A 1956-nucleotide genomic window follows, 5' to 3' on the forward strand; every position below is an offset into this window, starting at 1 on the left:
TCGACCTGCCCACCTACGCGTTCCAACACCAGCGGTACTGGCCGTCCACCGGCACCGCCACGGCCGGCGACACCCGGGCGCTGGGCCTCAGCGGTGTCGACCACCCGCTGCTCGGTGCCGCCGTCGCCCTGGCCGGCGTCGACGAGCACCTCTTCACCGGTCACTGGTCCGCCGCCGGGCACCCGTGGCTCGCCGACCACCAGGTCGCCGGGGACCTCGTCGTGCCCGGCACCGCCCAGCTCGAAGCGGTGCTCGCAGCGGGCGCCGAGGTCGGCTGCCCGACGGTCGAGGACCTGGTCCTTGCCACCCCGCTCGTCCTGCCGCCGGCGGGGGTGCGGGTTCAGGTCCGGGTCGGCGCGGCGGACGCCGACGGCCGGCGCAGCGTGAGCGTGCACAGCGGGGACGGCGAGACGTGGACCGTGCACGCCTCCGGCACCCTCGGCGTCACCGGCACCGCGCCCCCGACCCTCACCGAGTGGCCGCCGCCGGGTGCCGAACCCGTCGACATCGGCGACCTCTACCCGGGGCTCGTCGAGCGCGGCCTGACCTACGGGCCCGCGTTCCGGGGCCTGGAAGCGGTCTGGCGCGGCCCGCTGGGGGAGACCTTCGCCGAGGTACGCGGGCCCGAGAGCGTCGACGCCTCCCGCTTCGGGCTGCACCCGGCGATCCTCGACGCCGCCCTGCACGCCCTCGGTCACACGGTCACCGATGCCGAACCGGCCGCCGTCCCGTTCGCCTGGAACGGTGCCACAGTGCACGCGGTCGGCGCCGACACGATCCGGGTACGGCTGCGGGGCACCGACACCGTCGCCGTGGACGTCTGGGACACCACTGGGCAGCCGGTCGCCACTGTCGGTTCCCTGGTGCTCCGGCCGTACACCCCACCCACCACCAAGACCCTCCCGGTCGCCGACGCCCTGCACCGCCTCGCGTGGACACCGGTCGCCGCCGCCCCCGCCGCACCGGCCACATCGGCGCAGATCTGGCACCCGCCGACCACCGGTGCCGACCCGCTGACGGCCACGCACTCGGCGACCGCCGCCACGCTCGACGTACTCCAGCGGTTCCTGCGCGACGCCACCGACGCGGACGCCCGGCTCGCCGTGGTCACCTCCGGCGCGGTGGCGACCTCACCCGACGGGGACGTCACCGACCTGGCCGCCGCCGCGGTGTGGGGGCTGGTCCGCACCGCGCAGACCGAGAACCCGGACCGCTTCGTCCTGGTCGACCTGGACCGCCCCGACGACGGCGTGCTCGCCGCCGCGCTCGCCACCGGGGAGCCGCAACTCGCCGTCCGCAACGGCACAGTGCTCGCCCCACGCCTGGCGCGGGCCGCGACCGGGCCCGCCCTCATCCCGCCCGCCGGAGTCCCCTGGCGACTCGACGTCCCGGTCAAGGGCACCCTCGACAACCTCACCCTCGTCCCGTGCCCCGAGGTCGACGAACCGCTCGGCCCGGGCCAGGTCCGGATCGCGGTCCGCGCCACCGGCCTCAACTTCCGGGACGTCCTGATCGCCCTGGACATGTACCCCGACGTCGCCCAACTCGGCAGCGAGGGCGCCGGTGTCGTCACCGCGATCGGCCCCGGTGTCGACGGGGTGGCCGTCGGCGACGCGGTCATGGGCATGTTCTACGGCGCGTTCGGCCCGGTGACCGTCACCGACCACCGACTGGTCACGCCGATCCCGGCCGGCTGGACGTTCGAGCAGGCAGCCGCCGTGCCGATCGTCTTCCTCACCGCCTACTACGCACTGGTCGACCTGACCGACCTGCGCGCCGGGGAGTCGCTACTGGTGCACGCCGCCACCGGCGGCGTCGGCATGGCTGCCGTGCAACTGGCCCATCACCTCGGCGCCACCGTCAGGGTGTGCTCGCGTCCACCACTGTGGTCACGGGTCTGGACATCCGCGCCTCGTGGCCGACCTTCGGTGCTGCCGGCACCAAGATCTCCTTCCT

General features: G+C 74.9%; 1 pseudogene. It reads left to right on the top strand.

Annotated features, from left to right (window positions below):
• Nucleotides 1-128: 128 nt before the first annotated feature.
• Nucleotides 129-1598 (top strand): annotated as a pseudogene (locus tag ACWCO3_RS34270) (polyketide synthase dehydratase domain-containing protein); the annotation flags it as partial.
• Nucleotides 1599-1956: the final 358 nt, after the last annotated feature.

The organism is Micromonospora sp. NPDC002411, assembly GCF_053592955.1.